This is a genomic window from Corynebacterium sp. HMSC064E10 (genome assembly GCF_001812505.1).
Taxonomy (GTDB): Bacteria; Actinomycetota; Actinomycetes; order Mycobacteriales; family Mycobacteriaceae; genus Corynebacterium; species Corynebacterium amycolatum.
This window is the reverse complement of the sequence record NZ_KV809173.1, coordinates 528,349-554,196: the sequence shown is the minus strand read 5'-3', so window position 1 is coordinate 554,196 and position 25,848 is coordinate 528,349. Positions and strand designations below refer to the sequence as shown.

The following is a 25,848-nucleotide window of genomic DNA, read 5'->3' as shown; positions in this document are numbered from 1 at the left end:
CTTCTCTTTGTGCACCCTAAGTACCAAAAATTACGCAGAAATAAACAAGGCAGAAACTGAAACGCATGAGAGTCAATATTTTCGCCAAGGCTAAAACCGCGCCAAAGACCAAAACTCTGGCCGCAATCGGGTGTGCAGCGCTGAGCTTCGTCGCTACAGCATGCGGTGCGGACGCAGAGTCGAACGAGGCTGCCGACAACAAAGGAGAACTCACTGTCACTGATGTCGCAGGTCGCACTGTGACCTTCGACAAGCAGCCAGAACGAGTCGTGCTCGGTGAAGGCCGCGCCATGTTTGTCACCGCGATGCTTGACCAAGAAAACCCGGGTGACCACGTTGTCGCCATGGGCAGCGATTTGCATTCGGGCGCACCGTCGTTTGAAACCAAGCTTTTCGAGACGAACCCCGAGCTGAAAGACATGCCGACCATCGGCAATATCGCCAAGGGCGATGTCACAGTTGAAAACCTCATCTCCCACGACCCAGACGTGGTCGTCATGACCCTTGACCACAAGAAGGCCGCGGAGCAGTCCGGTTTCCTCACCAAGCTCGATCAGGCAGGTCTGAAGTACGTATTCACCGACTTCCGGCAAAAGCCCCTGGAGAATACCGCCAAGTCCGTCGAGCTCCTCGGCCAGATCGTCGATGAGCAGGACAATGCCAAGAAGTTCACCGACTTCTACACAAAGCGCGTCAACGAGATCACCGAACGTGCCGCCAAGCTCGAAGACAAGCCAAAGACCTTCGTCTGGCGAGCAGCCGGTCTCAAGGATTGCTGCTCGACCGTCAACAAGTCCAACCTCGGTGACCTTGTCACAGCAGCCGGCGGTGAGAACCTCGGAGACAGCCTCCTCGACACCGAATCGGGCGACGTGACCGCAGAGAAGGTCCTGTCCGTCCAGCCGGAGAAGATCATCGCCACCGGTGGTTCTTGGGCGCTCGATCCGAAGAAGCCGGAAGTGCTGCCACACGTCGAACTCGGCTACACCGCCACCCCAGAGACCGCACAGCGCACTCTGGAAGGCCTGCTGAAGACTCCGGGTTTTGACACCCTGACCGCGCCGAAGAAGGGTGATCTGTACGCCGCCTTCCACCAGTTCTACGACTCGCCGTACAACGTCTTCGCGCTCGAGCAATTCGCCAAGTGGATTCACCCAGAGGAGTTCGCTGACCTCGACCCGGTCGCTGACTTCGCCAAGTTCCACAAGGACTACCTGCCCTTCGAACTCAGCGGCACCTTCTTCACCGCGCTGGAGCCGACCAAGTAACCCATCTTCCACCATCGAAGAAGGAATCCGATGACTTACACCAATCTGCACGCTCCCGCGTCAGGGCTTGACGACGAACCCCGCGAGTCCACCTCCACCAACGGCAGTGGAGGTCAAGAGTCGCAGCCCGCCACCGAACAGCACGAGTGTCCGTCGTCAAGCACGACCTACGACTCTGCGCGACAGTACCGACGACGCTCGGCACGGAAAATCGCCATCATTGCGGTGCTGGTGGGGCTGGCCGTGTGCGCGTTTGTGGTGGCGACGATTGTGGGGCCGATGGCACTGAGCGTGGGGGACGTCGTCCGTGGCATCGTGAGCCCGAATGATGTGGACGAAACCACTCGTACGGTGCTGTGGAAGCTGCGTCTGCCTGCATCGGTGATGGCAGTGCTGATTGGTGCAGCGCTGTCGCTTGCCGGTGCACAGATGCAGACAATCCTCGATAACCCTCTGGCGGAGCCGTTTACGCTCGGTATCTCGGCTGCAGCGGCGTTCGGTGGGGCGGCATCGATTGTGCTGGGCTGGGTGATTATTCCGCATGCGCAGTTCAACCTGGCGGCCGTGGCCTGGGTATCATCCGTCGTCGCTGTGGCGATTGTGGCGGCGGCGTCGGTATGGCGCGGCTCGGGTAAGGAATCGATGATTCTGCTCGGCATTGGTCTGGTGTTTCTATTCCAAGCGCTGTTGGCGCTGTTGCAATACCGCGCGACTACCGAGGCGCTCCAGCAGATTGTGTTCTGGACGATGGGCTCGCTACAGCGCGCGAACTGGGTGGCCAACGGTATCATTGCGGCGGCGCTGCTAATCGCTATTCCGTTCACTATCCGCTATGCGTGGGCGCTGACGGTGTTGCGGCTTGGCGATGCCCGAGCAAAAGCCGTGGGCATCAATGTGGATAGGCTGCGCATTGCGACGCTGATTGTAGCCTCGCTGCTGGCAGCAACCGCAGTGGCCTTCGCCGGCATCATCGGCTTCATCGGACTGGTCGGCCCACACATTGCACGCATGCTGGTCGGTGAAGAACAGCGCTTCTTTGCCCCGGCATCGATGGCGGCGGGCGCGGCGCTGCTTGCGGCAGCTCATGCGGTATCCATCACGGTGGTGCCGGGTGTGGCAGTGCCGATTGGCATCATTACCGCAATCGTCGGTGTCCCATTCTTTGTCGGCTTGGTTTTTCTGCGTAAGAGGACGGTGTGGAACTAATGGGCGTATTTCTCGATGTCAATGACGTAGCTGCAGGCTATGGCAAGCGAAAGGTGCTGCGCGGGGCGTCAATACGCACGCTGAAGCCAGGTACGGTGACGGGTTTGCTCGGGCCAAACGCTGCGGGCAAGTCCACACTGATGACCACGCTGGCGGGGATTCGAAAGCCCATGTCCGGGGAGATTGTTCTGACCCGTGACAATGAACGGGTTATCGGTTCCGAACTGCGCGAAGTCGTCGGCTACGTACCGCAGGATCTACCGGCCAGCGCCTCGCTGACCGCATTCGAATCGGTACTGGTCTCCGGGCGGCGCGCCGGGCGTCTGCGGGTACGTGGCTCAGAGATTGAGCACACGGCGGTAGCTCTCCGAAAGGTTGGCATTGAACACCTTGCCGACAGATTCGTCGGCGAGCTCTCCGGCGGTCAGCGGCAGCTCGTCGCCGTCGCGCAGATGTTTGTCCGCGATCCCGAGATCATGCTTCTCGACGAACCCACCTCCGCCCTCGACCTGCGTCACCAGGTGGAACTCCTAAAACTCGTCCGTGCGGAGGTCGCCTCACGGAGCTCCTTGGCACTCGTCGCAATCCACGATCTGAATCTCGCCGCCCGCTACTGCGATGAGCTTGTCATGCTTCACGACGGCCACGTGGTTGCCCAGGGGAGTCCTGTTGACGTTCTCACTCCGGACCTTTTGGCCCGCGTCTATGGAATTCGAGCCCGCGTACTCGATGACGAGGGCGTGCCCGTGGTGTGTCCTATTGAGGAAGACCAGGTTTCTGAAGCCGCGTAGTGGAGATTTGGCTGGGGCGCGGGGCATTTCGCTAATCGCCCCAGCCAAGTGGTAACATCTTTTCTCGTTGCACTTGTTGTACTTGTGCCACACGCCCCCGTAGCTCAGTGGATAGAGCGCCGGTTTCCGGTACCGAAGGTCGGAGGTTCGACTCCTCTCGGGGGCACGTTCTATCCCTCAAGTGATTAGGTTTTTCCTGGTTGCTTGAGGGATTTTTGTTTTAGCGGCCACCTAGCGGAAACGTTTAGTTACCGTTCTTCCAGCGGAACAGCCTGGCGGAGGAATTCGAGTCGCCCATGACAATTCACCTTGGTGCTACTGGCCAGCAATAATCACAATCAGCGTGCGTGGCCCATGGACACCTTCGACTCGGGCAAGCTCGATGTCCGAGGTTGCAGAAGGCCCCGAAATCATGGTGATGGGAGCGGTGGGATTACTCTCGCGTAGACGGGAAATTGCCTCCGGGATGCCGTAGACAACCGTGGAAGCCGGCACAACGCAGATGTGAATATCCGGCACCAAGGTCAGCGCGCGGCGGCCAGAAGTGGCCGAACCGTCCAGAAAAATGGTGCCGGTCTCGGCGCAGGTAACAGCAGAGCTGGTGACAATCGCGTCGAGCTCGTCCAGCTCTTCGGCGGTGAAACCTGTATCGACGCGAATCTCGGTGGTGGCCTTACCCCCACCAGACTCCAACCCCGCAACCCACTCGCGGTCTAGGCCTTCGGGAATACCAATCAATGAAGCCCCGACATCAGCAATTGCCTTCTTCACAGCTTCATTGATTTCAGTTGCCGAGCTCCCACAGCGGCGTACATCGGCTTTGTAATCGGCGATGCGTTCGTCGGCAAGCGAAATGATCTCCTTGGCCGTCAGGTCGGAGGAGCGTTCGTAATCGCGGGGGATGTTGAAATGTGTACCGGGCTCGCCGGTGACGATGCCTGCGTCAGAGGCCAAGTCACGGCCTTCGAAGGCGATCTTCTGAGCATTGCGGATACGCTCGAGGATTTCGCTTTTGGCAATGTTCGCGGATGCTGAGGAATGGGACATCGCTAGGCCTCCTTGCCGGACGTGTCGGGCTGCTTGTTGTCATCCGACAGTCCATTAATCTTCGTCGGAACCTGATTTGCCGATTCACGGGACAGCTGCGCCGAGAAATCCTCCGAACCCCACAGTGAGCGGAACGGCTTCTTCGGCGGAATCGGAGTATCACGCACATCCGACCACCCGCTGAGGAAAAGTGGCAGGGTGTGAATCTCGCCGTTCTTCAACCCGAGTACGCGGGCGAGGGAGGTCATCTTAGCGCTCATGTCCCACAGCTTCTGATTGCCCATGATGAACCCGAGCGTGGCAAAGAGCTTGCCCTCCACCGGCGGGCGGTGCTCCGTGACCTTACGGTGTCGCAGCTCCAGCAGCGCCGCGGGGATATCAATTCGCACCGGGCAGACCTCAAAGCAAGCTCCACACAGCGAGGATGCATAGGGCAGGGAGGCATTCGGATCATCGTAGGAGTCCATGCCGGTGAGCTGCGGGGACAAAATTGCACCAATCGGACCCGGGTAGACCGAACCGTAAGCGTGCCCGCCCACGTGCTCGTACACCGGGCAGATATTCAGGCATGCCGAGCAGCGAATGCACTTCAGCGCTTCACGCCCAATCGGATCGGCAAGGGTGGCCGAGCGCCCATTGTCCAGCAACACAATGTGGAAATTCTTCGGGCCGTCGCCGTCCGTGGTTCCCGTCCACAGGGAGGTGTAGGGATTCATACGCTCGCCTGTCGACGACCGTGGCAGCAGCTGCAAGAATACTTCCAAGTCCTGGAAAGTGGGAAGCAGCTTCTCAATACCCATCACCGAAATCAGTGTTTCCGGCAGCGTGAGACACATGCGGCCATTGCCCTCTGACTCGACGACGGCCACCGTACCGGTTTCGGCCACACCGAAGTTGGCACCGGAAATCGCGACCTTGGCCTCCATAAACTGCTCGCGCAGGAACTTACGGGATGCCTCGGCCAGATCGGCCGGATTGGCTTTCAAATCCGGGTCGACTCCGGGGATTCCATTGAGGAAGATCTCGCGGATATCCTCGCGATTGCGATGGATAGCAGGAACCAGGATGTGGCTCGGCATGTCGTCGGCAAGCTGAACGATGAGTTCCGCCAGGTCGGTTTCGCGGGCGGTGATGCCGGCGTCGGCAAGCGCTTCGTTCAAGCCGATTTCCTGCGTGGCCATCGACTTAATCTTGACGACCTTTTCTTCGCCGGTCTCTTTCACCAAATCCGTAATGATGCGGTTTGCTTCAGCGGCATCCCGCGCCCAGTGGACGTGACCGCCGGCACTCGTCACTGACTCTTCGAACTGCTCCAACAGTTCTGGCAGACGCGCCATCACATCGCGCTTGATGTGGCTGCCCGCGAGCCGCAGCTGCTCCCAGTCATTCTTCTCCGCTACGACATGCGCGCGCTTCTTACGAATCGAACGCGTGGCATGACCGACATTTTCACGCATGCGAGTGTTCTTGAGTTCCTCGTGCGCCGCGGCCGTGAACCCGCGCGTACCGCGCAGATGCCCGACGTTGTGCGGCGCGCGTGGAGGAAGGGCTGGTATGCCGACGTTAATTGCGACCATTACTGCTCACCTCGCAGGGAAGCTTCTTGACGGTTGTCCACTTCAAACGGGGTCTCCTTGGTGGAGGCCAGAATCTCGGCCATATGGATGGCATGCACGCCAGAGTCCTGGCGACGCAGCGCACCACCGATATTGAGCAAGCAGGAGGCATCGCCAGCGGTCACGAACTCCGCTTCCGTAGCGCGGATATTGGCTGTCTTGTCGGCAACCATTGCAGCGGAAGTCTCCGCATTCTTCACCGAGAAGGTGCCGCCGAAACCGCAGCACTCCGCCGCGCCGGGCAGCTCGCGCAAATCGATTCCATCGACTGCACTGAGTAGCCGCCACGGACGGTCACCCACTTTGAGCACCCGCAAGCTGTGGCAGGTGGAGTGGTAGGTCACTGAGTGGGGGAAGTAAGCACCGACGTCAGTCACACCAGCGACATCGGTGATGAACTCGGAGAGATCCAGCGTCTTGTTCGCGCAGGCCTGTGCCGCATGGGTTTGGGCACGGGTACCGTAGCGGCCCGCGATCATCGGATGCTGGTGGCGAACGGCGCCGGCGCAGGAACCGGACGGGGCGACAACGTAGTCAATCGAGGAATCCGCAAAAGCATCAGCGTAGGTGTCTAGCTGAGGAAGGATTTCCTTCTGGTATCCGGTGTTGACGTGCATTTGTCCGCAGCAGGTTTGCTGTGGCGGAAAGACCACATCACATCCGAGCCGCGTGAGAACTCTGGCTGTCGCACTCACTGCATCCGGAAACATCATGTCCCCGATGCAGGTCGCGAAAAGTGCTACTTTCACGGTCGCTCCAAAATGGGTTGAGGATAAGGCAATAATTTCCTACCTGAATGCTACGCCTAGGCCCGGATTAAATCTGTTCTCAACGCAAATTCGCCTGGATCGTGAAAATGGCTAGTTGCAGTCGGACTCCACGACCTGCAGATGCCCCTCAAATGAATCTTTTGGTGGCTGATGTTTCCACGACTGCGATTGACCTAATAGGATAGGCAATCGTGAATCCTGCTGATCTTGCTGTACTAGTCCGAAAAGTCACCGTCGAGGTTTTGACTTCCCACGATGCCGATGTCTCTATCGTGCCGGAAAACCCGACTGTCGAGCGTCCGCGTAACCCTGAGCACGGCGACTATGCAACCAATATCGCTATGCAGCTGGGCAAGCGTGTCGGTATGGTGCCGCGTGACTTGGCAACTGAAATTGCCACAGCGCTCGGCGCCTCTGAGGGTATCGATGAAGCAACCATCGCAGGCCCGGGCTTTATTAACATCCGCCTGGCCTCCGATGCCCAGGGCAAGATCGTCGAGGACGTCTTGGCAGCGGGGGAGAAGTGGGGTCATGCCGATTTCAACTCCAACCTCGACGTGAACCTGGAGTTTGTCTCCGCAAATCCGACCGGGCCGATTCACCTGGGTGGTACCCGCTGGGCAGCAGTCGGTGACGCTCTTGGTCGTGTCCTGTCCGCCACGGGCGCCAAGGTCACCCGCGAGTACTACTTCAATGACCACGGTCGCCAGATTGACCGCTTCTCCGACTCCCTGGTTGCCGCCGCTCGGAACCAGCCGACCCCGGAGGATGGCTACGGCGGAGAGTACATCCAGGACATTGCTGCTGCTGTGCTGGAGAAGAATCCGCAGGCACTCGAGGGCTCTGAGGAGGAGGTCCAGGAGCACTTCCGCGTCATCGGTGTGGACATGATGTTCGAGCACATCAAGGAGTCTCTGCACGAGTTCGGCACCGATTTCGATGTTTACTTCCACGAAAACTCGCTGTTCGAGTCCGGTCAGGTGGAAGCAGCTGTCAACTCCCTGAAGGAAAACGGCAAACTCTACGAAGCTGACGGCGCGTGGTGGTTGAAGTCCACCGATTACGGTGACGATAAGGACCGCGTGGTCATCAAGTCCGACGGCGATGCAGCCTACATTGCGGGTGACATCGCATACGTTAAGAACAAGTTCGACCGCGGCCACAACCTGTGCATTTACATGCTGGGTGCCGATCACCACGGCTACATCGCACGTCTGCGTGCCGCCGCTGCCGCGCTCGGCTACAACGCAGACGGTGTCGAGGTGCTCATCGGTCAGATGGTCAACTTGCTTCGCGACGGCAAGGCTGTCCGGATGTCCAAGCGCGCGGGCACAGTAGTGACCTTGGACGACCTGGTTGAGGCAATCGGTGTCGATGCTGCTCGCTACTCGCTAATCCGTTCCTCCGTGGACTCCAGCCTGGATATTGACCTGGGGCTGTGGGCTTCGCAGTCCAGCGACAACCCGGTCTACTACGTCCAGTACGGCCACGCTCGTCTGTGCTCAATCGGCCGCCGTGCCGAAGAGGCTGGTGTGACCAGCGAAGATGCCGACTTCTCCCTGCTGGTAGAGGACCGTGAAGGTGAGCTCATCCGCACTATCGGTGAGTTTCCGGCGATCATCAAGTCCGCTGCTGACCTGCGGGAACCACACCGCATTGCCCGTTACGCTGAGCAGCTCGCCGGTGTCTTCCACCGCTTCTACGACACCTGCCAGATTCTGCCTAAGGCCGACGAAGAGGTATCCGAGCTGCACCGTGCTCGTCTCGGCCTGGCTGAGGCTACCCGCCAGACGCTGGCCAATGCTCTGCAGCTGCTCGGTGTTACCGCACCTGAGCGCATGTAGTCGAACGCGCCCGTAGTAAAACTACACCCCGTTGCTCCGCCCGGGTAACGGAGAAAGAGAGCTGTTTCGTGCCTATCGACGGCAATGGTTTCGAGCTGGGTGGCTACACCCGGCCCGATTCCACTCAATTTAATGAACTACCAGCGCATGTCTGGCCAACTACCGCCCGTCGTCGGGGTAATGACGAAGAGAATCCCGGCTCAGTGGAAATTGGCGGAGTGAGCCTGATCGACATTGCCAAAGAATTTGGCACTCCGGTTTTTGTCGTCGATGAGCAGGACTTCCGCTCCCGCTGCCGCTCGATGGCCAAGGCCTTCCGCGGCGCGGAGAATGTCCACTACGCGTCCAAGGCTTTTCTGTCGAAGACCATTGCCCGCTGGGTAATGGAGGAGGGGCTGCATCTCGATGTCGCCTCGGGCAACGAGATGGCTATCGCTCTTGCTGCGGGCTTCCCAGCCAAGGACATGACCTTCCACGGCAATAACAAGTCCACCGCAGAGCTGCGCGATGCTATCTCAGCTGGCGTCGGCAAAATTGTGCTTGACTCCCGTTCGGAGCTGCGTCGCCTGTCCCAGGTGGCGGCTGAAGCAGGCGTGGTGCAGGACGTGCTCGTCCGCGTGAAGCCCGGTGTGGAAGCACACACCCATGAGTTCATCGCTACCGCGCACGAGGATCAGAAGTTCGGCTTTTCCCTCGCGTCCGGTTCAGCGCTGGAAGCTGCCAACCTCGTAGAAGAGGACGACAATCTGCGCCTGATTGGTCTGCACTGTCACATCGGCTCCCAGATTGTCGATTCCGACGGTTTCATTCTCGCGGCCGAGCGCGTGTTCTCGCTGGTGGAAAAGCTCGTCGAACGCCACGGCACTGAAATCTCGAAACACTTCAACACCCTTGACCTCGGTGGCGGTTTCGGTATTGCATACACCGCAGGCGAGCAGCCCCTTGACGTTGCTCCGCTTGCCGACGAGATCCTCACTGCTGTGGACAAGCTTGCGCAGCGTATCGGCATTGAAACTCCGACAGTGGCTGTTGAACCGGGTCGTGCCATCGTTGGCCCGTCCATGGTCACGGTGTACGAAGTGGGCACTTTGAAGGATGTGACCATCGATGAAGGCATGACCCGTCGTTATGTATCGGTCGATGGTGGAATGAGCGACAATATTCGTCCGGCGCTTTACGGCTCGAACTATGATGGTCGCGTCGTTAATCGCGAAGTATCAGGTTCCAGGATTCCCACCCGTGTCGTCGGAAAGCACTGTGAATCGGGAGACATTCTGATTAATGACGCGAACTACCCGGACGACATTGTTGAGGGTGATCTGTTCGCGCTGGCTGCTACTGGGGCATACTGTTACGCAATGGCCAGCCGCTACAACATGCTGACGCGACCACCAGTAGTGTCGGTATGCGATGGTCAAGTGACCCAAATATTAAGACGAGAAACCGTACAAGACTTACTAAGCCTGGAGTGTGAAACGCCACGATGACTGCCGCAACGAATAATCCTGGAAAGGGCGAGGGCCACAAAGTTGGTGTCGCTATTTTAGGTCTTGGCACAGTCGGTACTGAGGTTTACCGCCTGCTCAACGAGAAGGCTGAGGACTTCGAGCGCCGCATCGGCGGCCCGGTCGAGGTCGTTGGTATTGCTGTGAGCGACAAGACCAAGCCGCGTCCGAATGTGGATCAGGATCTTCTTACCGACGATGCTTTTTCGCTGGTCCAGCGCGATGGCGTTGACCTGGTAGTCGAGGTCATCGGTGGCATTGATTACCCACGTCGCGTTGTGCTGGAGGCACTGCGTGCGGGCAAGTCGGTCGTGACGGCCAATAAGGCACTTGTCGCAGCTCACGGCGAGGAGCTCTCTGAGGCTGCCGATTCCTCAGGCGTCGACCTTTTCTTTGAGGCTGCTGTGGCTGCAGCTATTCCGGTCGTCGGGCCGCTGCGCCGTTCGCTGGCCGGTGACACTGTCAATACGGTCATGGGCATTGTCAACGGCACCACTAACTTCATCCTTGATGCGATGGACTCCACCGGTGCGGACTACGACGAGATGCTGGCAGAGGCCACCCGCCTGGGTTATGCCGAGGCCGACCCGACTGCAGACGTCGAGGGCCACGATGCCGCTTCCAAGGCAGCTATTCTGGCCAGCCTGGCATTCCACACCCGCGTGACTGCTGATGACGTTCACTGCGAGGGCATTACCGAGATCACCGCTGATGACATCGCAGCCGCCAAGAGCGCAGACTGCACCATTAAGCTGCTGGCTACCTGTGAGCGGGTCACGGACGAGAATGGCAAGGAGTCCATTTCCGCCCGCGTGTACCCAGCGCTGATTCCACGTCGTCACCCGCTGGCAACTGTGCGTGAGTCTTTCAACGCTGTATTCATTGAGGCCGAGGCCGCTGGTCGCCTGATGTTCTACGGCAACGGCGCCGGTGGTAACCCGACAGCCTCCGCAGTGCTCGGTGACCTTGTTGCCGCCGCTCGCAACATTGTCCACGGTGGTCGCGCACCGGGGGATTCCACCTACGCTAACCTGCCGATTCTCGACTTCGGTGACGTTCGCACCCGCTACCACATCGACCTGCACGTCGACGATCGAGTCGGAGTACTTGCCGATGTCGCTCGCACCTTCTCTGATCACAACATCTCCCTGCGCACCGTCCGCCAGGAAGAGGGCGCCAACGGTGCTCGCCTGGTCATCGTGACTCACAAGGCGCTGGAGAAGGATTTGGAAGCAACGGTCGACGAATTGCGCGCCAACGACGCGGTTCTGGCCGTCAACAACGTCATTCGTATCGAAGGAATGGATATCTAAATGGCACAGGAGCTTTTCCCGGGGCAGAAGGTCACTGTCACGGTTGCAGGTTCGTCAGCGAACTTGGGCCCGGGCTTCGACACCCTGGGGTTGGCCGTCGCGCTCTACGACATTGTCGAGGTCGAGGTCATCGAATCGGGTGTCGTCGTTGAGATTCACGGTGAGGGCGAAGTCGACCTGCCGCGCAACGAGTCTAATCTGGTAGTGCGCGCGATTCGTGCGGGCCTTCGCGCCGCAGGTGTCGAGGCACCGGGGCTGAAGGTTATTTGCCATAACACCATTCCGCAGTCGCGCGGCCTGGGCTCTTCCGCAGCAGCCGCCGTCGCTGGTGTCGCTGCAGCTAACGGTCTGGCCGGCTTCCCGCTTACCGACGACCAGGTAATCCAGGAATCCTCGGTCTTCGAGGGCCACCCGGATAACGCTGGCGCATCCGTCCGCGGCGGAGCAGTGGTCAGCTGGACTGACAAGCCTGTCGATGGTCGCACTGCACCTCAGTACCGAGCAGTGAGCATTCCGGTGCATAAATCCATTCAGGCGACTGCACTCGTACCGGCATTTCACGCCTCCACGAATGCGGTCCGTCAGGTGCTGCCGAGCGATGTTTCGCATGTCGACGCTCGTTTCAATGTCTCCCGTACTGCGGTTATGACCGCAGCGCTGCAGTCCCACCCGGAACTGCTGTGGGAGGGAACGCGAGATCGCCTGCACCAGCCGTACCGCTCCGACGTGCTGCCGGTGACCGCAGAGTGGGTCAACCGCCTGCGCAACCGTGGCTACGCGGCATTCCTCTCGGGCGCTGGCCCGACCTGTATGGTTCTGGGAACTACTGCAGTGGATGAGAAGATCTTGGACGATGCCCGCGAGGCTGGCATCAAGGTCATGGAGCTGGGAATCGGCGAGCCGGTTAAGGTCGTGGTCGACGGCTAAGCCGTTACTGCGGACAGCTGCCGAGCCGGTGGCTTAGCCTGCCACCTACTTTTCGCCCGGCCCTTTCAGTTTCACGATGCTGTACTGGCCTGCGCTCAAGTGCGAGCGCAGGTCTTTCTTGTCGAACTTGCCCACTGAGGTCTTATCGATTGAGTCCACGAAGGCCCAGTATTCCGGCAGCATCCACTTCGGCAGCTTTGGCCGCAGCTCATCGCGGAGCATTTCCGCGGTCTCTTTGCTCGGTTCAACTTCCGGCATCAGCACCGTAATTGCCAGCGGGCGCTCACCCCACTTTTTATCTGGCATGCCGATAATCGCGCACTCGAGTACCTGTGGGCTTTCCATTACGAAGTTCTCCAGCTGGGCAGAGTAGATCCACTCGCCACCAGAGCGAATGACATCGCGAGCACGGTCATGAATAGTCAGGTAGCCGTCGTGAGTAATCGAGCCGACATCGCCAGTGCGTAGCCAGCCGTCCTCGGTGAACTGTTCGCTAGCCTCGTCGACCTCCGCACCGCGGAAGAAGTGAGCGGTGCCTCCAGCTTGAGCCTCCGGAGAGCTGTAGTAGCCTCCGGTGACCGTGTTGCCGCGCACCTGCAGCTCCCCCTGGTTGCGGTCATGCAGGTCGAGCACGCGGTCGTTGTCATCAACAATGCGGAACTGCATGATGTCCGGGAAACGCCCTTGGCTGACACGGTAGCGTTCGCGGGCCTCACCGGAGGCTCCGTATGGAGGGCGTGCCACGGTACCGATAGGCGAAGTCTCGGTCATGCCCCAGAAGTGGATGACGTCGACACCGTAACGCTCTTCCCATAGTCGAATCAGCGCAGGTGGAACAGGGGACCCGCCCGAGAAAATCTCCTGCAGACTCATGCGCTTCGGAGGATTGCTGAGGTAGTGCGCCATGAGGTTAATCCACAGCGTCGGCACACCCTGAGCTACGCGTGGCATTGAGGATTCGATGATTTCTGCCAGACGTGGCGCGGAGAGGTCCGCGCCGGGGAAAATCAGCGATGCCCCGCACATGAAGGAGGCCAGCGGCACGCCCCAGGACAGGACGTGATAAATGGGCACACAGCACAGCCACGGGTTTCCGTGCGAAATTGAAAAGGAGTCAGTGGTGCGCATATTCAGGCTGTGCAAGTACAGCGAGCGGTGGCTGTAGACGACACCTTTAGGTGCGCCCTCGGTACCCGTCGAGTAGCACATGGCTGCGCCGGAGTTTTCGTCGAGCTCAGGCCAGTCGAAGCGGCTAGGGCGTCCGTCGATGAGTGATTCGTAGGAGTACCACGGGATGCCATCTGGCAGGTGCTCGGCCACGTCGGACAGATCTCCGATACCGATAATGATGACAGCGCGGACGCACGGGCAGTGCGGAAGAACTTCGGCGAGCAGTTCAATCTCGGTCTGGTCCGCGATAATGACCTGGTCATCGGCGTGATTGATAATGTGCACAATCTGATCCGGCATGAGCTGCTTGTTCAGCGGCTGGAATACTGCGCCCATAGAGGCAACGCCGAGGAAGACCTCGAAGTGTTCTGCGCAGTTGTACATCAGGGTAGCGATGCGTTGGTCGCCGTCGATACCGAGCTCATCTCGAAGTGCATGTGCCAGCGCACTTGCGCGCGCGGCGATGGCGGCAAAAGTGGTGGTCTCGGGTCCGTCACTGTTCCAGGAGGTCACCGGAGTCCGACCGTGAATGGTGCGACCGTATTCCACAATCTGAGCGATATTGAGAGGAATATGAGGCATCGTACTGCGCATAAGCTCTACAGTACCGACTCGCAGCCGCGCGACCTAGCGAAACGCAGGTGAGAACTAGTGTTGCTACCTGACTATTTGGTGACTATCCTTGGGCAATAGGTCGTTTTCAATACGCGGTTAGATACGTACTTCTTCATGTACTCCGCATGCCGTTGACCTTCGCTGTTGCTCACACAACGCGATGGCGCAACGTGACATTGAAAACACATAAATCAGTAGTGCGACTACATAGTCTTGCGGTGCTGTGGACCTAAAATTTCCTAACTATCTTCGACCTGGACGCTCGGGTTTGAGATGCGGAAATAATGTAGGCAAGATGCCTCGGTTTAGTTTCAACGTCGAGGCCTTTTGCCTGGCTTTTTCGATAATTTCCCGCCAGCTGCGGATATTTTTCCGCCCGTGGTAAAGGTTCGACGACGGAGCACACGCGGTGGCGGGCAGTAAGAACGAAAAAGTGTCAATGACATAGCCCCTGTAGAGAGTGACTGCAGGGAAGGTCGATGAAAGGACATCCGTGACCGATACGGACACCACTGCCACGGCAGGCGGCCCAGAGAATCTTGCGGCCCTCCGAATGGCAGAACTGCGTGAAATCGCTTCCAGCAAGGGCATTCGCGGCATCTCCGCCATGCGCAAGCATGAGCTGATTGAGGCCATCAAGAATGGTGCCCCGGCTGCTGGTTCCGCGCCTGCTCGGAAATCCCGCGCGAAGAAGGCTGCGGCTGGGGCTGCGGATACCGGTTCCAAGGTGAAGGATGCCAAGGAATCGCCGTCGGAAAGCGCGGACAGGGATTCCAGCAAGAGCGCCGACAAGAGCGACAAGGGCAACGACAAGCGTGACGACGCCAACGCGGATGGTCGCGAGGAGATGTCCCGCTCTCAGCAGCGTCGAAATCGTCGTAACCGTGCTCGTCAGCGCGACCAGGAGAATCAGGACGATCGCAGTAACGATAGCCGCGACGATTCCGATAACGGCAACGACCGCGGTGAGCGTAACGACAATCGTAATGATCGCGGTGATCGCGGTGATCGTAAGGACAACCGCAATGATCGTAATGATCGTAATGAACGCGGTGATCGCAACGACCGCAACGATCGCAACAACCACGATCGAGACAACGACGATGACGGTCGTGGCAACCGCAACAACCGTCGTGGCCGCAACAACAATCGAAATAACGATCGCAACAACCATGACGATGAAGGTCGTGGCAACCGTAACCGCCGCAACCGTCGCAATCGCCGCGACCGTCGCGGACGCGATAACAACGGTGGGGGACACGGTGGTCAGGACGAGATCCGTGAGGATGACGTTCTCCAGCCGGTGGCTGGCATCGTCGATGTGCTAGATAACAAGACCGCATTCGTGCGCACGTCCGGCTACCTGCCGGGCTCTAACGATGTGCTGGTCTCCGCGCAAATGGTTCGTAAGTACGGCCTGCGCAAGGGCGATGCCGTCACGGGGCAGGTCCGCATGCCGCGCGAGAATGGCTCAGGCCAGGTCACTCATGGCAACGGCCGTAATCGTCGCAAGTACAACCCACTGGTCAAGGTCGAAACCATAAACGGCCTCGATCTGGAGCAGGCAAAGCAGCGCCCGAACTTCGCTAAGCTCACCCCGCTGTACCCGAACCGTCGCCTGCGTCTGGAGACCGAGCAGAAGATTCTCACCACTCGCGTCATCGACCTGATTATGCCGATTGGTAAGGGGCAGCGTGCGCTCATCGTTTCGCCGCCGAAGGCCGGTAAGACCACGATCCTGCAGAACATCGCGAACGCTATCGCGACTAACAATCCCGAGTGCTACATGATGGTCGTGCTTGTCGACGAGCGCCCGGAGGAAGTCACCGACATGCAGCGTAGTGTCCGTGGCGAGGTCATTGCCTCCACCTTCGATCGCCCGCCGTCAGATCACACAGCAGTGGCCGAGTTGGCTATCGAGCGCGCAAAGCGTCTGGTGGAACAGGGGCAGGACGTCGTCGTACTGCTGGACTCCATTACCCGCCTTGGACGTGCGTACAACAACTCTTCGCCGGCATCGGGACGAATCCTCTCCGGTGGTGTGGACTCCAACGCTCTGTACCCACCGAAGCGCTTCTTGGGTGCTGCTCGAAACATCGAAGAAGGTGGCAGCCTCACCATCATCGCCACCGCGATGGTAGAGACCGGTTCCGCAGGTGACACCGTTATCTTTGAGGAGTTCAAGGGCACCGGTAACGCTGAGCTGAAGCTCGACCGTAAAATCTCCGAGCGCCGCGTGTTCCCGGCAGTGGATGTCAACCCGTCGGGTACTCGTAAGGATGAGCTGCTGCTCAGCACCGAGGAGGCACGCATTATGCACAAGCTGCGTCGCATCCTCTCCGCGCTGGAGTCGCAGGCTGCTATCGACCTGCTGATTAAGCAGCTGAAGAAGACCCGAAATAACAAGGAATTCCTGATGCAGGTGGCTTCTTCTGCACCAATGGCCGCCGACGTTGATGTGGACGACATGCTTTAGCTGGGGTTAGCCACAAGGGGCGGTGCCACAGTGCCAGCGGTGCGACAGCGCCACCCCGTCCGAAACCACAGCACCAACCAGCATTTCACCCATCACAATCTGAAGGAATATTCAATGGCTAATCAGGCTTCCGCAGTTGACGACATCCTCTCCGAGTATCACGGGCTCGAGGCTCAGCTGGCTGACCCCGAACTGCACAACGACCCGAAGGCTGCCCGTAAGGTCGGCAAGCGCTTCAATGAGTTGCAGCCGGTCATTCAGACTCACAAGAAGTTGACTGAAGTCCAGGATGACCTGGAGGCAGCGCGCGAGATGGCTTACGAGGACTCCGAGTTTGCAGCTGAGGCTGAGCGTCTCGCTGCCGAGGCAGAGGAGCTCGAGGAGAAGCTCGCTGACCTGCTGGCTCCGCGCGATCCGCACGACAGCGATGACATCGTGATGGAGCTCAAGTCCGGTGCCGGCGGTGAGGAGGCAGCGCTCTTCGCAGGTGAGCTCGCTCGCATGTACCAGCGCTATGCCGAAAAGCACGGCTTTACCACCGAGATCCTCGGCCTGTCCGAGTCTGATCTCGGCGGTGTGAAGGACATGACTATGTCCATCCGAGCTAAGACTCCGTCCCGCGACGGTGCGTGGAGCGTGTTCAAGTTTGAAGGTGGCGTCCACCGCGTGCAGCGCGTTCCGGTCACCGAATCGCAGGGCCGTATTCAGACGTCCGCCGCTGGTGTTCTGGTTTACCCGGAGCCCGACGAGGTCGAAGACATCCAGATTGATGAGAAGGATCTGCGTGTCGACGTCTACCGCTCCTCCGGTAAGGGCGGTCAGGGTGTTAACACCACGGACTCCGCGGTTCGTCTGACGCACCTGCCGACTGGTTTGGTTGTTACCTGTCAGAAGGAACGCTCTCAGATTCAGAACAAGGCCCGCGCTATGCAGGTCCTTGCTGCTCGACTGCAGCAGATGAAGGAGGAGGAGATCGCCGAGGCCGCCTCTGACCAGCGTAAGTCTCAGGTGCGCAACATGGATCGCTCCGAGCGCATCCGCACTTATAACTTCCCGGAGAACCGCGTGTCCGATCATCGCATCGGTTACAAGGCTCATAACCTGGACTCGGTGCTGGGCGGCGACATGGATGACCTGCTCAAGGCCCTCCACGACGCGGAGCGCGCTGAGCGTCTTGAAGCCGAGTAGTCCCACGCCCGCAGAAAATAGCTCGCCGACGTTACCGGATTCCGTCCGTACTCTCGGCGAGCTGTTTCGCTATGCGCGTCGCACGCTTAACGACGCGGCGCTGGCTTCTCCGGATGCCGACGCACGGGCGCTATTTGCAGCCGCAGTCAATGCGGGACCGGCAGACATTATCTTCCGTGGAGACGAACCGTACACCGATGAGGCCGGTCGCAAGCATTTGGCAGAGATGCTGGCCCGCAGAGTGGCTCGTGAGCCACTGCAGCACATCATCGGTACAGCGCCGATGATGAGCCTGGAACTACAGGTTGGGCCCGGTGTTTTTGTGCCCCGGCCAGAGACGGAACTGCTTGCGCAGTGGGCAATCGATCGAGCCCGTGAACTGGTCGCAAGTGGCGTCGTCAAGCCGAAAATCGTTGACCTGTGTACCGGATCTGGGGCGCTGGCGTTGGCGATTGCCGACGCCGTACCCGAAGCGGACGTGGTGGCTGTAGAGCTCTCTGAGCGGGCACGGGCGTGGGCTGCGAAGAACATCGAGACGTATGGCAATGGGCGTGTGCACCTAGTTTCTGGCGATGTCACGGATGTTCAGCTGATTGATGATGGCGGTGAGCTCGCAGATTGGGTAGGCGAGACCGACATTGTTGTGTCCAACCCTCCATATGTGCCCGAAGACACGGAGGTTGACCCCGAGGTGAGAGCTGATCCGCACTCTGCGGTCTTTGGCGGCGACGATGGGCTAGATGTCATTCGACCTATGATTAACCTAGTGGATGCGCTGGTGCGGCCGGGTGGAGTCATCGGCATTGAGCACGATGACTCTTCGGGCAGTGACGTCAGTTCACTGCTGAAGGAAACCTGGGATTACGCTGATGTAGAGGTCCGCCGTGACTTTGCAGGCCGTGATCGTTTTACGGTGGGACGCAAGAATTGATCTTAAAAGCAAACTTTGAAGCAGGAGCAAAAATCTGATGAGCAGGATTATGGACTGCAGCACAGATGAAAACCGCGAACGCGCAATTGCAGCAGCAGTAGATGCTGTGAAGGCAGGACGGCTGGTCGTAATGCCTACCGATACCGTCTACGGCCTTGGCTGCGATGCCTTTGATAACCAGGCCGTTGCCTCCTTGCTGCGTGCTAAACACCGCGGCCCAGATATGCCGGTGCCGGTGCTGGTGGGTTCCTGGAGCACGATTGAGGGACTCGTCCGCGAATACTCACCAGCTGCTCGCACGCTGGTGGAGGCTTTCTGGCCGGGTGGCCTTTCGCTGGTTGTGAACCAGGCGCCGAGCTTGCCGTGGAACCTTGGTGATACCGCGGGTACGGTCATGCTGCGCATGCCGCTGCACCCAATCGCCATCGAGATTCTGCGCCGAACCGGTCCGATGGCGGTATCCAGCGCGAACATCTCCGGCCAGGCACCGGCCACCAATGCCGTGCGTGCCAAGCAGATGCTCGGTGGGGAAGCGGCTGTCTACGTCGACGGCGGCGAAGCCACGATTGGCACCCCATCGACGATTGTCGATATCTCGACTCCGGTGCCGAGAATTCTGCGCGAAGGCGCTGTGTCGGCTGCGGCGGTTGCCGAGGTTTTGAGTACGACACCCGAGCGACTGCTGGGGCAGTAATCTTGGCTACCTAAAGTCTTTCCTGTTTAGTATCTGCAGCGATTGTGTGGGTGAGTAGTACCTAGTGGCGGACATGAGCTTATTGGCAGCCCAGTCGGGTGGGGCAGGTGTGCCCATCCGAGAGCTCGCCATGCTCGTTTTAGTTTCCGCTGCTGTCAGTTATTTGCTCACTGGAGTAGTGCGTTATGTGCTGGTTCGCTCGGGCTGGTTGGATGCGCCCCGCACGCGCGATGTCCACGATATTCCGAAGCCCAGGCTCGGAGGCGTGGCGATGTACTCCGGGGTGGTCGCAGCTATCGCCCTTGCCTCGGTGATGCCGGCTCTCACCCGTGGTTTTCCGCCCATGACTCCAGATATGAGGGCAGTTGTGGCGGCTGCGTCGCTATTGCTGATTGTCGGTATTTGGGATGATCTCTTTGACCTAGATGCCATCACTAAACTTATAGGGCAGGTTGCGGCGGCACTTTTGATGTCATTTATGGGTGTCAACTGGTATTTGCTCTATATCCCATTTAGTGGTGGTGCCACGCTTATTCTCGACCCAATCATGTCCACAGTCTTGACTGTTCTCTTTACTGTGGCGCTGATTAACGCCTTCAACTTTGTAGACGGCATCGATGGTCTCGCGGCGGGACTCGGTATGATTGCCGCGGCGGCAATCCTTGTCTATTCGATGGTCATGCTCCACGACCAAGGCGGCACCGTCTCTGCCTATCCACCCGCGATGATTTCCGCGTGTCTCCTTGGCGCTTGCCTGGGCTTCTTGCCGCACAACTTCGAGCCGGCACGCATTTTTATGGGTGATTCCGGCGCCATGATGATTGGCCTGCTTCTCGCAGCGGCATCGGTGTCGGCGTCGGGACGCATCGCGCCCTCCATGTACGGCACTGCCGACGTCATCGCCCTGATCTCACCGATTGTGGTCGTCATCGCCGCAATTAGTGTGCCAATGCTCGACTTGCTGCTGGCTGTTGTTCGCCGCGTTAGCCAGGGCAAGTCACCCTTCTCGCCGGACAAAATGCATATTCACCACCGACTACTGTCGATGGGACACAGTCACCGCCGCGTGGTATTGGTGCTCTACCTATGGGTGTCGGTCGTCGCGTACGCCGCCGTTGCCACCACCGTTTTCCCCTTCGAATTCGTTGCTCTCACCTTTGGGTTCCTGCTCATTGTTGCGGTTATCTTCACCCTCCGCCGTCGCAATGCGCTTGCCGACGACCGTTCAAGCGGAGCGCGTCCAAGACGGGGAAGTGGGGGCCGGCAGGTTATGGGACGTCGACGTGGACGCAGAAGGTACAATCTTCGACCGTGACTGAAAAAACAACTCCGGAGCCCGAGTCTAAATACGACGATTCGCGGCGACCGCTGCTGGCTGCTGCTCGCTCGGGCGCAATTGCGCTCGCTGTGATTACCGTGCTTTCGCTGCTGGTCTGGGGTGGAAAAAACGGTATGCCCGGCGTGTGGGGCGTACTCCTTGGCGCGGGCATTAGCGGAACCTTCGTATTGCTTACCGTTCTAGGCATCCTCTTTACTGCTCGAACTTCCCCGTCTGTCACGCTCGCTGTTGTGCTGGGGGGCTGGCTGTTGAAGATTGTGGTGCTAATTGGCGTCTTGGTCGTTATTAGAAATCTTGAGTTTTATGACAACATGACTTTCTTCGTCACTGTTGTACTTACGCTGATGGTGACGCTTGGCGCAGAAGTGTGGGGAATGTCGCAATCTAACCTCACTTATGTGCAACCAATGAAGGACGAATAGCTCGTTAATAACTTGTTGACCTGCTGAGAGGCTGTAATGCGCTTCTAAAACCGCAGGTAATAAGCAGATTGCCGAGTTTGTGCAGAAGATGCCACAAATAGAGGCCGAAACCCACAGAGGGTGTCGGCCTCTTTGTTGGTTTCGGGGTCGGAAACACGGGGGTGTACCGGGTGGGGAAAATGAGTCAGAACTGTTATCCTGAGTTTCGGGTAAGACGGCCTGTATCGAAATAACTATCATTTCCACAGGTACGGTCCCCGTGAGCGCCGTGCTGATGAGCGAATGGAATCCGCGGCGCGACACGTTAAATGACGTCCTTCGCACCGCTTGACAATAGTTCTAGCGGCCCAATCACGGGAGAGAACGCTGAGCGTTACAACACTTGCCGAGATGCGGGGTGAGTTTCACTCACCCAACTTGCAGGAGGAGTATTTCCCGGGTGAACAATTTGGCGACTTCATCTTAGGTGGCAGTGGCGACTGGTACGCCATGGATCGTCTGATGATTGTTCGTCTTTTGATGGCCGTGATCGTCGCCGTGTTCTTCGTCGTCGCAATGCGTCGTCCGAAGCTCGTGCCGACTGGTCTGCAGAACGTTGCGGAGTTGATGCTGGACTTCGTCCGCATCCACATCGCGGAGGAGATTCTGGGTAAGAAGGAGGGGCGTCGTTTCCTTCCGGTTCTGGCCACCATCTTCTTCCTTGTTATCTCGATGAATATTGCGGCTATTATTCCTGGCCTCAATATTTCGCCGAACGCCCGAATCGGTATGCCACTGGTTCTGGCCCTGTTCGCATACGTTGCCTTCATTTACGCAGGCTCGAAGAAGATGGGCTTCTTCAAGTTTGTGAAGTCGGCAGTTGTTATTCCGAACTTGCCACCGGTACTCCACCTCATCGTGGTGCCGATCGAGATTTTCTCCAACTTCGTTCTCCGCCCAGTTACGCTGACCATCCGTCTGATGGCCAACATGCTGGCGGGCCACATGGTTCTAGTCCTGCTTTTCGGTGCCACGAACTTCTTCTTCTGGCAGCTGAATGGTTGGACCGCCCTGTCCGGGTTGACCCTTGTCGCTGCGGTAGCATTCACGCTGTTCGAGATGCTGGTGATTTTCCTGCAGGCATACATCTTTGCCCTGCTGAGCGCCGTCTACATCGAACTGTCGCTGCACGCAGACGAGCACTAACCCATAACTAATGAGGCCGCACATTCGGCAACAAGGCCTCGCCAATTTAATAGCAAGACCCACTTGACCCACAAAGCCCCGGGCCTACTTAGAACAATCTTTAATCCGGGGCCATCCTTTAAGAAAGGGAACGGTTCATAATGAACGACGTCATCCTCTCCGCCCAGGACGCTGTCCAGGCTGTCGACACCAACGCTGGCCTGAAGACCATCGGTTACGGTCTGTCCACCCTGGGCCCGGGCCTCGGTATCGGTATCGTCGCCGGCAAGACCGTTGAGGGTATGGCACGCCAGCCTGAGATGGCCGGCCAGCTGCGTACCACCATGTTCCTGGGTATCGCCTTCACTGAGGCTCTCGCCCTGATCGGCCTGGTCGCAGGCTTCGTTTTCTAAGTCCGGACCTTCAAGCGGAGAACACGTAAACCATGACAGATTTCACCTTTTTGCTAGCGGCGGGTGACCTCCCGATGGGAGAGTCCGTTGACCCGTTGCTGCCAAAGACCTATGACATCGTCTGGTCCGTTGTCCCGCTGGTAGTTATCCTGGTTCTCTTCTGGAAGCTCGTTCTTCCGAAGTTCCAGGAGGTCCTGACCGAGCGGGAGGACCGGATTGAGGGCGGCATTGAGCGCGCTGAGGCTGCACAGGCCGAGGCGAAGGCCGCTCTGGAAAAGTACAACAGTCAGCTCGCAGAGGCCCGTACTGAAGCAGCAAAGATTCGCGACGAAGCCCGTGCACAGGGCCAGCGCATCATTGCAGACGCTACGACCAAGGCCAATGACGAGAGCGCACGAATCATCGAGTCCGGTGAAAAGCAGCTCGCTGCCCAGCGTGAGCAGGTAGTCGCAGAGCTGCGCAAGGAAATGGGCCAGAACTCCATCAATCTGGCTGAGCGCCTTCTGGGCGAGCAGCTCTCCGACGACGTTCGTAACTCGTCGACGATTGATAACTTCTTGTCCAACCTTGACACCGTGGCCCCGGCCGGAAAGTAGGCGACATGCACGCAGCAAGCCGCGAATCCCTGGCAGCCCTTAGCCAGCGACTGGACGCCGCTATCGGTGGCGACAATGTTGCTGTTACTCAGGCTGCTCAGACTGGTTCCGAGCTTTTCGACATCGTCGAGGTCCTGGACTCCGACCGCGGCCTGCGTGTCGCTGTCGCCGACACCTCGGCGACTGCGGAACAGCGTTCCGGCCTTGTCCGGAGCCTGTTCGCGGGCAAGGTATCTGAGACGACTCTTAACCTCGTCGTGGATGCTGCCGCGCAGGTATGGTCCACCCCGCGTGAAATGCGTGAGGGTTTGGTAGAGCTGGGCCGTCGCGCCCTCCTTCGCTCTGCCGAAGGCCAGGGACAGCTTGAGACTGTTGAGTCTGAGCTGTTCCAACTGGGACACATCCTGGCTGAGCAGTCGCAGCTTGAACAGCTGCTGGCCGACAAGGCCGCAACCCCCGAAGCCAAGCGTGGGCTCCTCGCCTCTGTGCTGTACGGCAAGGTCACTTCCGTGACCGAGACCCTGGCACTGCAGGCTGTTGGTCGCCCATCCAAGCGCCCCGCGGACGACATTGACTCCCTGTCCCGGCTAGCCGCCGGCCTGCGGAACCACGTCGTCGCTCGCGTGACCAGTGCCACGGCCGTCTCTGACGAGCAAGAGCGAGCACTGGCGGACAAGCTCGGCCGAGTCTACGGCAAGGCGATGTCCATCCACACCGTGATCGATAAGTCGATTCTCGGTGGACTGGTCATCCGGGTTGGCGACGAGGTCATCGACGGTAGCCTTTCAACAAAGCTTGAGAAGCTGCGCGTCGGCCTCGGCTGACGGATGGTTTAGACGATTAATCACTGGAAGAATATTACCGAGAGCAGGAAGAACATGGCGGAGCTGACGATCTCCTCCGACGAGATCCGTAGCGCGATTGCGAACTACACCTCGAGCTACTCCCCGGAGGCCTCCCGCGAGGAGGTTGGCGTTGTTATCAGTGCAGCTGATGGTATCGCCCAGGTTTCGGGAATGCCGTCGGTCATGACGAATGAGCTTCTGGAGTTCCCGGGCGGCGTTATTGGCGTCGCTCAGAACCTCGACACCGACAAGGTCGGCGTTGTGGTGCTGGGTAACTTCGAGTCGCTTAAAGAGGGTGACGAGGTAAAGCGGACGGGTGACGTCCTTTCGATTCCGGTCGGGGACAAGTTCCTCGGTCGCGTAATTAACCCCCTGGGCCAGCCGATTGACGGCCTGGGCGACATTGAGGCTGAAGAGGACCGCGTCCTCGAGCTGCAGGCACCGACCGTGCTGCAGCGTCAGCCGGTTGAAGAGCCGATGGCTACTGGTATTAAGGCCATCGACGCAATGACCCCAATTGGTCGTGGTCAGCGTCAGCTGATCATTGGTGACCGTAAGACCGGTAAGACCGCGGTCTGCCTGGACACCATTTTGAACCAGAAGGCTAACTGGGAGTCCGGTGACCCGAGCAAGCAGGTGCGATGCATCTACGTTGCTATCGGTCAGAAGGGCTCCACTATTGCTGGTGTGCGTCAGACCCTCGAGGAGCAGGGCGCACTCGAGTACACCACCATCGTTGCTGCCCCGGCGTCGGATGCCGCAGGCTTCAAGTGGCTTGCACCATTCGCAGGCGCCGCACTGGGTCAGCACTGGATGTACCAGGGCAAGCACGTCCTGGTCATCTACGATGATTTGACTAAGCAGGCAGAGGCCTACCGTGCCATCTCGCTGCTGCTGCGTCGCCCGCCGGGACGCGAAGCTTACCCGGGTGACGTCTTCTACCTCCACTCCCGTCTGCTGGAGCGTGCTGCGAAGCTCTCCGACGACATGGGTGCAGGCTCGCTGACCGCACTGCCGATCATCGAGACCAAGGCAAACGACGTGTCGGCCTTCATTCCGACCAACGTCATTTCCATTACCGACGGCCAGGTCTTCCTCGAGTCCGACCTGTTCAACCAGGGTGTCCGCCCGGCTATTAACGTCGGTGTGTCGGTTTCCCGTGTTGGTGGTGCCGCACAGACCAAGGGCATGAAGAAGGTTTCCGGTAACCTGCGTCTGGACCTCGCGTCCTACCGCGACCTGGAAGCATTCGCAATGTTCGCTTCCGACCTGGACGATGCCTCCAAGCGTCAGCTGGAGCGCGGTCAGCGTCTGGTTGAGCTGCTGAAGCAGAAGGAAAACCACCCGCAGCCGGTCGAGTACCAGATGACCTCCATCTACCTCGCTGGTGAGGGCGAATTCGACGATGTCCCGGTTGAGGATGTCCGTCGCTTCGAGGCCGAGCTGCTTGAGCACCTGCAGGACACTCAGCCTGCAGTCTTCGAGCAGATTGACGGCGGCGTTGCCTTCTCTGACGAGTCCAAGGCGGCTCTGAAGTCCGCTACCGCTAACTTCAAGAAGTCCTTCCAGACTTCTGAGGGCGCACCGCTGGCTTCCGAGGCCCCGGTCGAGGCACTCGACGAGGACGAGCTCAAGAAGCAGCAGATTACGGTCTCCCGCAAGACTGCCCAGAACTAGGCAGGTTGAGCTATTCAATGACCGTTTTCGC

The 25,848-nt window shown here is 58.9% G+C and carries 22 protein-coding genes and 1 tRNA gene; 19 read left to right on the top strand and 4 right to left on the bottom strand.

The features are described from left to right. The first annotated feature begins 65 nt into the window (after positions 1 to 65). From HMPREF2860_RS04240 to HMPREF2860_RS04225, 4 genes are all read left to right on the top strand, one after another. Positions 66 to 1,268, top strand: coding sequence for an ABC transporter substrate-binding protein (locus HMPREF2860_RS04240; protein ID WP_070429338.1), 1,203 nt, complete (start codon positions 66 to 68; stop codon positions 1,266 to 1,268). 30 nt (positions 1,269 to 1,298) lie between these two features. Continuing rightward, positions 1,299 to 2,474: a FecCD family ABC transporter permease gene (locus HMPREF2860_RS04235; RefSeq protein ID WP_038628438.1), complete on the top strand. Its 1,176-nt coding sequence runs from the start codon at positions 1,299 to 1,301 to the stop codon at positions 2,472 to 2,474. Next, positions 2,474 to 3,265 (top strand): ABC transporter ATP-binding protein, encoded by a 792-nt coding sequence (locus HMPREF2860_RS04230; RefSeq protein WP_038628441.1) that lies wholly within the window; start codon positions 2,474 to 2,476, stop codon positions 3,263 to 3,265. Before HMPREF2860_RS04235 ends, HMPREF2860_RS04230 begins: the two co-directional genes overlap by 1 nt. Positions 3,266 to 3,358: 93 nt before the next feature. Then, a tRNA-Arg gene (locus HMPREF2860_RS04225) sits at positions 3,359 to 3,431 on the top strand. A 149-nt stretch (positions 3,432 to 3,580) separates the two neighbouring features. On the opposite strand, the gene HMPREF2860_RS04220 is transcribed toward HMPREF2860_RS04225, so the two are convergent. The 3 genes from HMPREF2860_RS04220 to HMPREF2860_RS04210 are packed head-to-tail and all read right to left on the bottom strand — an operon-like array spanning position 3,581 to position 6,677. Further along, on the bottom strand, positions 3,581 to 4,312 hold the full coding sequence (locus HMPREF2860_RS04220) for a LutC/YkgG family protein (protein WP_049180811.1): 732 nt from the start codon (positions 4,310 to 4,312) through the stop codon (positions 3,581 to 3,583). 2 nt (positions 4,313 to 4,314) lie between these two features. Continuing rightward, positions 4,315 to 5,889 (bottom strand): LutB/LldF family L-lactate oxidation iron-sulfur protein, encoded by a 1,575-nt coding sequence (locus HMPREF2860_RS04215; RefSeq protein WP_070560037.1) that lies wholly within the window; start codon positions 5,887 to 5,889, stop codon positions 4,315 to 4,317. Then, positions 5,889 to 6,677 (bottom strand): (Fe-S)-binding protein, encoded by a 789-nt coding sequence (locus tag HMPREF2860_RS04210; protein ID WP_049180809.1) that lies wholly within the window; start codon positions 6,675 to 6,677, stop codon positions 5,889 to 5,891. Before HMPREF2860_RS04210 ends, HMPREF2860_RS04215 begins: the two co-directional genes overlap by 1 nt. A 263-nt stretch (positions 6,678 to 6,940) precedes the next feature. On the opposite strand from HMPREF2860_RS04210, the gene argS reads away from it, so the two are divergent. The 4 genes from argS to thrB all read left to right on the top strand — a co-directional run bounded on the left by argS (position 6,941) and on the right by thrB (position 12,287). After that, positions 6,941 to 8,542 carry an arginine--tRNA ligase gene (gene argS, locus HMPREF2860_RS04205; protein ID WP_222867213.1) on the top strand — a complete coding sequence of 534 codons (1,602 nt, stop codon included), beginning with the start codon at positions 6,941 to 6,943 and terminating at the stop codon, positions 8,540 to 8,542. Between the two features lie 68 nt (positions 8,543 to 8,610). After that, on the top strand, positions 8,611 to 10,029 hold the full coding sequence (gene lysA / locus HMPREF2860_RS04200; protein ID WP_049180808.1) for a diaminopimelate decarboxylase: 1,419 nt from the start codon (positions 8,611 to 8,613) through the stop codon (positions 10,027 to 10,029). Next, on the top strand, positions 10,026 to 11,360 hold the full coding sequence (locus HMPREF2860_RS04195; RefSeq protein WP_038628451.1) for a homoserine dehydrogenase: 1,335 nt from the start codon (positions 10,026 to 10,028) through the stop codon (positions 11,358 to 11,360). The genes lysA and HMPREF2860_RS04195 overlap by 4 nt, the downstream gene beginning before the upstream one ends. After that, entirely contained in the window at positions 11,361 to 12,287 is a 927-nt protein-coding gene (thrB, locus tag HMPREF2860_RS04190) for a homoserine kinase (RefSeq protein ID WP_049180807.1), read from the top strand. Positions 12,288 to 12,332: 45 nt separating this feature from the next. Here the strand turns inward: thrB and HMPREF2860_RS04185 are convergent, their stop codons facing one another. After that, positions 12,333 to 14,051: a long-chain fatty-acid--CoA ligase gene (locus HMPREF2860_RS04185; RefSeq protein WP_038628455.1), complete on the bottom strand. Its 1,719-nt coding sequence runs from the start codon at positions 14,049 to 14,051 to the stop codon at positions 12,333 to 12,335. A gap of 514 nt (positions 14,052 to 14,565) precedes the next feature. On the opposite strand from HMPREF2860_RS04185, the gene rho reads away from it, so the two are divergent. The 11 genes from rho to atpA all read left to right on the top strand — a co-directional run bounded on the left by rho (position 14,566) and on the right by atpA (position 25,817). Beyond that, a complete protein-coding gene (gene rho / locus HMPREF2860_RS04180; protein ID WP_049180805.1) occupies positions 14,566 to 16,548 on the top strand; it encodes a transcription termination factor Rho in 1,983 nt (660 codons plus the stop codon). 114 nt (positions 16,549 to 16,662) lie between these two features. Continuing rightward, positions 16,663 to 17,736 carry a peptide chain release factor 1 gene (gene prfA / locus HMPREF2860_RS04175; RefSeq protein WP_049180804.1) on the top strand — a complete coding sequence of 358 codons (1,074 nt, stop codon included), beginning with the start codon at positions 16,663 to 16,665 and terminating at the stop codon, positions 17,734 to 17,736. Next, positions 17,723 to 18,667 (top strand): peptide chain release factor N(5)-glutamine methyltransferase, encoded by a 945-nt coding sequence (gene prmC / locus HMPREF2860_RS04170; protein ID WP_038628461.1) that lies wholly within the window; start codon positions 17,723 to 17,725, stop codon positions 18,665 to 18,667. Before prfA ends, prmC begins: the two co-directional genes overlap by 14 nt. A 37-nt stretch (positions 18,668 to 18,704) precedes the next feature. Next, on the top strand, positions 18,705 to 19,361 hold the full coding sequence (locus tag HMPREF2860_RS04165; protein WP_038628463.1) for an L-threonylcarbamoyladenylate synthase: 657 nt from the start codon (positions 18,705 to 18,707) through the stop codon (positions 19,359 to 19,361). Between the two features lie 73 nt (positions 19,362 to 19,434). Then, positions 19,435 to 20,676 carry an MraY family glycosyltransferase gene (locus HMPREF2860_RS04160; protein WP_038629508.1) on the top strand — a complete coding sequence of 414 codons (1,242 nt, stop codon included), beginning with the start codon at positions 19,435 to 19,437 and terminating at the stop codon, positions 20,674 to 20,676. Further along, complete coding sequence (locus HMPREF2860_RS04155; RefSeq protein WP_038628464.1) at positions 20,673 to 21,122, top strand: Cg1360 family ATP-synthase-associated protein; 450 nt, start codon at positions 20,673 to 20,675, stop codon at positions 21,120 to 21,122. Before HMPREF2860_RS04160 ends, HMPREF2860_RS04155 begins: the two co-directional genes overlap by 4 nt. A 390-nt stretch (positions 21,123 to 21,512) precedes the next feature. After that, entirely contained in the window at positions 21,513 to 22,307 is a 795-nt protein-coding gene (gene atpB, locus HMPREF2860_RS04150) for a F0F1 ATP synthase subunit A (protein WP_016422455.1), read from the top strand. Between the two features lie 140 nt (positions 22,308 to 22,447). Continuing rightward, entirely contained in the window at positions 22,448 to 22,699 is a 252-nt protein-coding gene (locus HMPREF2860_RS04145) for an ATP synthase F0 subunit C (RefSeq protein ID WP_016422456.1), read from the top strand. Positions 22,700 to 22,731: 32 nt separating this feature from the next. Next, positions 22,732 to 23,295: a F0F1 ATP synthase subunit B gene (locus HMPREF2860_RS04140; RefSeq protein ID WP_038628467.1), complete on the top strand. Its 564-nt coding sequence runs from the start codon at positions 22,732 to 22,734 to the stop codon at positions 23,293 to 23,295. 5 nt (positions 23,296 to 23,300) lie between these two features. Further along, positions 23,301 to 24,119 carry a F0F1 ATP synthase subunit delta gene (locus HMPREF2860_RS04135; protein ID WP_049180803.1) on the top strand — a complete coding sequence of 273 codons (819 nt, stop codon included), beginning with the start codon at positions 23,301 to 23,303 and terminating at the stop codon, positions 24,117 to 24,119. A gap of 54 nt (positions 24,120 to 24,173) precedes the next feature. Further along, on the top strand, positions 24,174 to 25,817 hold the full coding sequence (gene atpA / locus HMPREF2860_RS04130) for a F0F1 ATP synthase subunit alpha (protein WP_038628471.1): 1,644 nt from the start codon (positions 24,174 to 24,176) through the stop codon (positions 25,815 to 25,817). Positions 25,818 to 25,848: the final 31 nt, after the last annotated feature.